The 6,000-nt window shown below is 67.9% G+C and carries 6 protein-coding genes and 1 pseudogene; 5 read left to right on the top strand and 2 right to left on the bottom strand.

Translation table 11 applies throughout. The annotated features are described in order from the left end of the window. Positions 1-7: 7 nt before the first annotated feature. From DPV74_RS21495 to DPV74_RS21510, 4 genes are all read left to right on the top strand, one after another. Positions 8-547 carry a PTS sugar transporter subunit IIA gene (locus DPV74_RS21495; RefSeq protein WP_034195946.1) on the top strand — a complete coding sequence of 180 codons (540 nt, stop codon included), beginning with the start codon at positions 8-10 and terminating at the stop codon, positions 545-547. Between the two features lie 131 nt (positions 548-678). Next, positions 679-1,647 carry an HPr(Ser) kinase/phosphatase gene (gene hprK, locus DPV74_RS21500; protein WP_011353227.1) on the top strand — a complete coding sequence of 323 codons (969 nt, stop codon included), beginning with the start codon at positions 679-681 and terminating at the stop codon, positions 1,645-1,647. A 75-nt stretch (positions 1,648-1,722) separates the two neighbouring features. Then, positions 1,723-2,631, top strand: a complete 909-nt coding sequence (rapZ, locus tag DPV74_RS21505) for an RNase adapter RapZ (RefSeq protein WP_021162602.1) — start codon at positions 1,723-1,725, stop codon at positions 2,629-2,631. 27 nt (positions 2,632-2,658) lie between these two features. Continuing rightward, positions 2,659-3,294, top strand: coding sequence for an LON peptidase substrate-binding domain-containing protein (locus DPV74_RS21510; protein WP_027789102.1), 636 nt, complete (start codon positions 2,659-2,661; stop codon positions 3,292-3,294). Positions 3,295-3,400: 106 nt separating this feature from the next. On the opposite strand, the gene mutY is transcribed toward DPV74_RS21510, so the two are convergent. Together mutY and mutM are read right to left on the bottom strand one after the other, a co-directional pair. Beyond that, positions 3,401-4,507, bottom strand: coding sequence for an A/G-specific adenine glycosylase (mutY, locus tag DPV74_RS21515; RefSeq protein ID WP_060084185.1), 1,107 nt, complete (start codon positions 4,505-4,507; stop codon positions 3,401-3,403). Between the two features lie 38 nt (positions 4,508-4,545). Beyond that, positions 4,546-5,373: a bifunctional DNA-formamidopyrimidine glycosylase/DNA-(apurinic or apyrimidinic site) lyase gene (gene mutM / locus DPV74_RS21520; RefSeq protein WP_119337920.1), complete on the bottom strand. Its 828-nt coding sequence runs from the start codon at positions 5,371-5,373 to the stop codon at positions 4,546-4,548. 86 nt (positions 5,374-5,459) lie between these two features. Between mutM and DPV74_RS21525 the strand changes: the two are divergent. After that, positions 5,460-6,000, top strand: a pseudogene (locus DPV74_RS21525) (hypothetical protein); the annotation flags it as partial.

Below are 6,000 nucleotides of genomic sequence, written 5' to 3' on the forward strand. Positions count from 1 at the left end.
ATTGCCGATGCAGAACGCCTTGATATCGCCGAACATGGATGATCAGTCTGCCGCCGCAAGGAGACCCCAGGCCGCCCAATCGCCTGCCAACATGAATCGCCTAGCCAAAATCCTGCCCATAGAGAACGTCGTCATCGACCTCTCAGTCACCAGCAAGAAACGCGTGTTCGAACAAGCCGGGCTGATGTTCGAGAATCAGAACGGCATCGCCCGCAGCACCGTCACGGACAACCTGTTCGCGCGCGAGCGCCTCGGCTCGACCGGGCTCGGCGAAGGCGTCGCGATTCCGCACGGACGCATCAAGGGTCTCAAGCACCCGCTCGCCGCGTTCGTCCGGCTCGCCGATGCGATCCCGTTCGAAGCCCCCGACGGCCAGCCGGTCGGCCTCCTGATCTTCCTGCTCGTGCCCGAGCAAGCCACCCAGCAACACCTCGAGATCCTGTCGGAAATCGCGCAACTGCTGTCCGATCGCGACGCGCGCGAGCGTCTGCACAACGAAACGGACATCGCCGAGTTGCATCGCCTGCTCACTCAGTGGCAACCTTGAGTTGATCCGGGCGGATTATTTTCCCGTACGAGGCGGCGCACGCCGCCGTCCAGGGCCGCCCGGCGCCGGCCCGGCATGGCGACGTCCGTCGCCGCGCGCATGCACCGGCCCATTGGAGTGACGGAGCAGTCATGGATACGTCCAGCATCAACGCCCAGAGCATCTTCGACGACAACGCGGCCACGCTGAAACTGAGCTGGCTGACGGGGCATGAAGGCTGGGAACGCGGCTTTTCGGCCGACACCGTCGGCAATGCAACCTCGAGCGCCGACCTCGTCGGCCACCTGAACCTGATCCACCCGAACCGGATCCAGGTGCTCGGCGAAGCCGAAATCGACTACTACCAGCGGCAGACCGACGAAGACCGCTCGCGCCACATGGCCGAGCTGATCGCTCTCGAACCGCCGTTCCTCGTCGTCGCGGGCGGCGCCGCCGCCCCGCCCGAACTCGTGCTGCGCTGTACGCGCTCGTCGACCCCGCTGTTCACGACGCCGATGTCGGCCGCCGCGGTGATCGACAGCCTGCGGCTCTACATGTCGCGGATCCTCGCGCCGCGCGCGACGCTGCACGGCGTGTTCATCGACATCCTCGGGATGGGCGTGCTGCTGACCGGCGATTCGGGCCTCGGCAAGAGCGAACTCGGCCTCGAGCTGATCAGCCGCGGCCACGGCCTCGTCGCCGACGACGCGGTCGATTTCGTCCGACTTGGCCCCGATTTCGTCGAAGGGCGCTGCCCGCCGCTGCTGCAGAACCTGCTCGAAGTGCGCGGCCTCGGCCTGCTCGACATCAAGACGATCTTCGGTGAAACCGCCGTGCGGCGGAAAATGAAGCTGAAGCTGATCGTCCAGCTCGTGCGGCGCCCCGACGGCGAATTCCAGCGCCTGCCGCTCGAAAGCCAGACCGTCGACGTGCTCGGCTTGCCGATCAGCAAGGTCACGATCCAGGTTGCAGCCGGCCGCAACCTCGCGGTGCTCGTCGAGGCGGCCGTCCGGAACACGATCCTGCAGTTGCGCGGAATCGACACGTTGCGCGATTTCATGGATCGGCAACGACTCGCGATGCAAGATCCCGACAGTCAATTCCCCGGCAAACTGGTGTAACCCGCACGCGCCGGCCACGCAACGCCGACGCGTCGAGCCGGTGCTATGATGAAACGTCAGGATTCTCTGCTTCCCATGCGCATCGTCCTCATCACCGGCATCTCCGGCTCAGGCAAGTCCGTCGCGCTGAACGCGCTCGAAGACGCAGGCTATTACTGCGTCGACAACCTGCCGCCGCACGTGCTCCCCGAACTTGCCCGCTACCTCGCGGAGGATGGCCAGCACCGACTCGCGGTCGCGATCGACGCGCGCTCGAGCGCATCGCTCGACGAAATGCCCGGCCTGATTCGCGAGCTGTCGCGCGAGCACGACGTGCGCGTGCTGTTCCTCAACGCGAGCACCCAGTCGCTGATCCAGCGCTTCTCCGAAACGCGCCGCCGTCATCCGCTGTCCGGCTCGCTGTCGCACGATGCGGACGTCGGCCTGCTGTCGTCGCTCGAGGAAGCGATCGAGCGCGAACGCCACCTCGTCGCGCCGCTCGCCGAATTCGGCCACCAGATCGACACGAGCACGCTGCGCGCGAACGCGCTGCGTACGTGGGTCAAGCGCTTCATCGAGCAGAAGAACAACGACCTGATGGTGATGTTCGAATCGTTCGGTTTCAAGCGCGGCGTGCCGCTCGACGCCGACCTGATGTTCGACGTGCGCGCGCTGCCGAACCCGTACTACGACCACGAGTTGCGCCCGCTCACCGGGCTCGACCAACCGGTCATCGCCTTTCTCGACGCACTGCCGATCGTCCACCAGATGATCGACGACATCCATGCGTTCCTGATGAAATGGCTGCCGCACTTCCGCGATGACAACCGCAGCTACCTGACCGTCGCCATCGGCTGCACGGGCGGGCAGCATCGTTCGGTGTTCATCGCGGAAACGCTTGCCGCGCGCCTTGCGCGCGAGGCGAACGTGATCGTGCGGCATCGTGACGCGCCAGTGGATGTCGACGCGTCGTCGCGGCTCGTCTCCGAGGTCGACCGACCCTAGCGACGCACGCCCCAACGCCCGCGCGCCATGTCCTCCCTATCGACCACCCTGATCGACCTGCCGCTGTTTCCGCTGCACACGGTGCTGTTTCCGGGGGGGCTGCTCCCGCTCAAGGTGTTCGAGGCGCGCTATCTCGACATGTCCCGCGCGTGCCTGCGCGACAACGCGCCGTTCGGCGTGTGCCTGCTGAAGAGCGGGCCCGAAGTCGCACAGGACGGCGCCGTGTCGGTGCCCGAGACCATCGGCTGCATGGCGCGCATCACCGAGTGCGATACCGGCGAATTCGGCATGCTTTATCTGCAGGCCGTCGGCACGCAGCGTTTCGAGCTGCTGTCGTATCGCGTCGAAGGCAACGGGCTGCTGGTCGGCATCGCTGAACCGCTGCCCGACGACATCCCGCTCGAAGGCGAGCAGGCGCTCGCTCAATTCGGCTCGTGCGCCGAGGTGCTCGAGCGCATCATCAACGCGCTGAAGAAGTCCGATCCGGAGAAAATGCCGTTCGGCGAACCGTTCCGCCTCGACGATCCGAGCTGGGTGTCGAACCGCCTCGCGGAACTGCTGCCGCTCGACCTGCGCGCGCGGCAGAAGCTGATGGAGTTTCCGGACGTCGGCGCGCGCATCGATGCCGTGCACCACGTACTCGACCGGCACGGCTGGCTGTAACTACCGCGGCCGATTCCGTCGCGCGTCGCACCGCCGGAAAACCTTTCCCGCAAGCGGTATCCCGGCGCGTTCCCGAACGCGGCCCGCGCCGCGCCCTTCCCGTCCGTTACAACAGCGGCCCGCTCAGCGCATCGAGCAGCTTGCGCACGGGCGCCGGCACGCCGTACGCGTCGAGCCGGCTCAGCGGGACCCACGCGGTATCCGCATCCCGCGCCCCCGAAGGCAAGCCGCCACCGTCGGCCATGTCGCTCAGCCGAGGCTCGATCTCGAGCCGGAAATGCGTAAACGTGTGCGTGAGCGGCGCGAGCGGCACCGTGCCGCCGCCGCCGAAGCCGCGCGCGAGTTCCGCGAGCGCGGCGTCGCCGTCCGCTTGCGGCAGGCTCCACAGCCCGCCCCAGATGCCGGTCGGCGGCCGGCGCTCGAGCAGCACGGCATCACCGTCGCGCAGCACGAGCATCCAGGTCTTGCGTGTCGGCACCGCCTTCTTCGGCCTCGCGGCCGGCAGCTCGCGCTGGCGGCCCGTCGATTGCGCAACGCAATCGCCCGCGAACGGGCAACGCGCGCAATCGGGCTTGCCGCGCACGCACAGCGTCGCGCCGAGATCCATCAGCCCCTGCGTGTACGCGCTCACGTCGGCCGCATTCGCGGCGTCGGGCAACAGCGATTCGGCGAGCGCCCACATGTCGTTCTCGACACGCTTCTCGCCCGGAAAGCCCTCGACGCCGAAAACCCGCGCAAGCACGCGCTTCACGTTGCCGTCGAGGATCGTCGCGCGCGCGCCGTACGCGAACGACGCGATCGCCGCGGCCGTCGAACGGCCGATGCCCGGCAGTTCGGCCAACGCGTCGGGCGTCGACGGAAACGCGCCGCCGTGCTCGGCGACGACGACCTGCGCGCAGCGGTGCAGATTGCGCGCGCGCGAGTAGTAACCGAGCCCCGCCCACAGCGCCATCACGTCGTCGGTCGGCGCGGCCGCGAGCGCGGCGACGTCCGGGTAGCGTTCGAGAAAGCGCGTGTAATACGGGATGACGGTCGATACCTGCGTCTGCTGCAGCATGATTTCCGACAGCCAGATCCGGTACGGATCGCGCGTGTTCTGCCACGGCAGGTCGTGGCGGCCATGCTCGCGCTGCCATGCGACCAGGCGCGTGGCGAACGTGCGATGCAGCGGTGTGACGGGGAACGGAGCGGGGGCGATGCGGGGCGGCTTCAAGTTGTCTGATCGGGGAATAAGGTTTCAACGCTGAGGTTTCAACGCTGGCAGGTCGGGCAAAAATAAGTCGACCGTTGGCCCTGCACGATCTGGCGAATCGGTGTGCCGCATACGCGGCAGGGTTGGCCGGCACGGTCGTAGACAAAGCAGTCGAGCTGGAAATAGCCGCTTTCGCCGTTGCTGCCGACAAAATCGCGCAACGTGCTGCCGCCACGCTCGATCGCGTCGGCGAGCGTGGCGCGCACCGCGTCGGCCAGCCGCTCGTAGCGCGGCAGCGAGACCTTGCCGGCGGCCGTCGTCGGCCGGATGCCCGCACGAAACAGGCTCTCCGACGCATAGATGTTGCCGACGCCGACGACCAGGTCGCCCGCGAGCAGCGCCTGCTTGACCGAAACGGTGCGGCCGCGCGTGCGCGCGTGCAGCAGCGCGCCGGTAAACGCCGGCGAGAACGGCTCGACGCCGAGGCTCGCGAGGAGCGGATGTGCATGCACGTCGCCTGCTTCGCGCGGGTGCCACAGCACCGCGCCGAAGCGGCGCGGATCGCGGAACCGCAGCACGAATTCGTCGAAGATCCAGTCGATGTGGTCATGCTTGGCGGCGACCGGCACGCCGTCGGCGGGCAGCACGCGCAGCGTGCCCGTCATGCCGAGATGGACGATGAACCAGCCTGCGTCGACCTCGAACAGCAGGTACTTGCCGCGACGCTCGACGGCGAGCACCTCGCGCGCGCGCAACTGCTCGGCGAGCCCTGCCGGCACGGGCCAGCGCAACATCTCGGTACGGACGTCGACTCGCTCGACGCGGCGGCCTGCGACAAAGGGCTCGATGCCCCGGCGCGTGACTTCGACTTCTGGCAACTCTGGCATGTTTTACGGGTCTGAGGCTGGATTCACGATCGTGCGTGTATTGTAGCGAGCGCGTTACAATCGGTTGAAACATCGAACGGATTTCCATGACCCTGCCCTCGAAGCTGCTTCTGAAGCGCCCCGCCGCCGTGCGCGGCGCGCGTGCCTTCCCGGTCCGCCGTGCGCTCGGCGCCGCGCTGTTCGCCGCCTGGACCCTCACCGCCTTCCCGGCTCACGCGCAGGATCCGGCATCGGACGACGCGGAACCGCAGGGTGCGTTCGAGCACGTGATGCCGGACGAGCAGAAGAATCTCCCCGGCGTTCCGCTGACGAGCCAGATCGTCTACCAGGTGCTCGCCGCCGAGGTCGCGCTCCAGCGCAACCAGCCCGCGCCGGCCTACCAGACCTACCTCGCGCTTGCCCGCGACACGCGCGATCCGCGCATGGCCCAGCGCGCGACCGAGATCGCGCTCGGTGCGCAGAGCCCGGCCGACGCGCTGTCCGCCGCGAACCTGTGGCGCCAGTACGCACCGGAATCGAACCGGGCGTCGCAAGTCGACGCCGCGCTGCTGGTGCTCGCCGGCAAGCCGGCCGACGCGCAGCCGATGCTCGCGCGCGAGCTGGCCCGGGCGACCGGCGAGACGCGCG

The sequence above is a fragment of the Burkholderia sp. HAN2018 genome, from assembly GCF_024704855.1.
In the GTDB taxonomy this organism is placed as follows: Bacteria; Pseudomonadota; Gammaproteobacteria; order Burkholderiales; family Burkholderiaceae; genus Burkholderia; species Burkholderia cepacia.

Coding starts and splice junctions, on each gene's coding strand:
- hprK (WP_011353227.1), top strand. CDS start 679: ATGGATACGTCCAGCATCAACGCCCAGAGCATCTTCGACGACAACGCG.
- rapZ (WP_021162602.1), top strand. CDS start 1,723: ATGCGCATCGTCCTCATCACCGGCATCTCCGGCTCAGGCAAGTCCGTC.
- DPV74_RS21495 (WP_034195946.1), top strand. CDS start 8: ATGCAGAACGCCTTGATATCGCCGAACATGGATGATCAGTCTGCCGCC.
- DPV74_RS21510 (WP_027789102.1), top strand. CDS start 2,659: ATGTCCTCCCTATCGACCACCCTGATCGACCTGCCGCTGTTTCCGCTG.
- mutM (WP_119337920.1), bottom strand. CDS start 5,373: ATGCCAGAGTTGCCAGAAGTCGAAGTCACGCGCCGGGGCATCGAGCCC.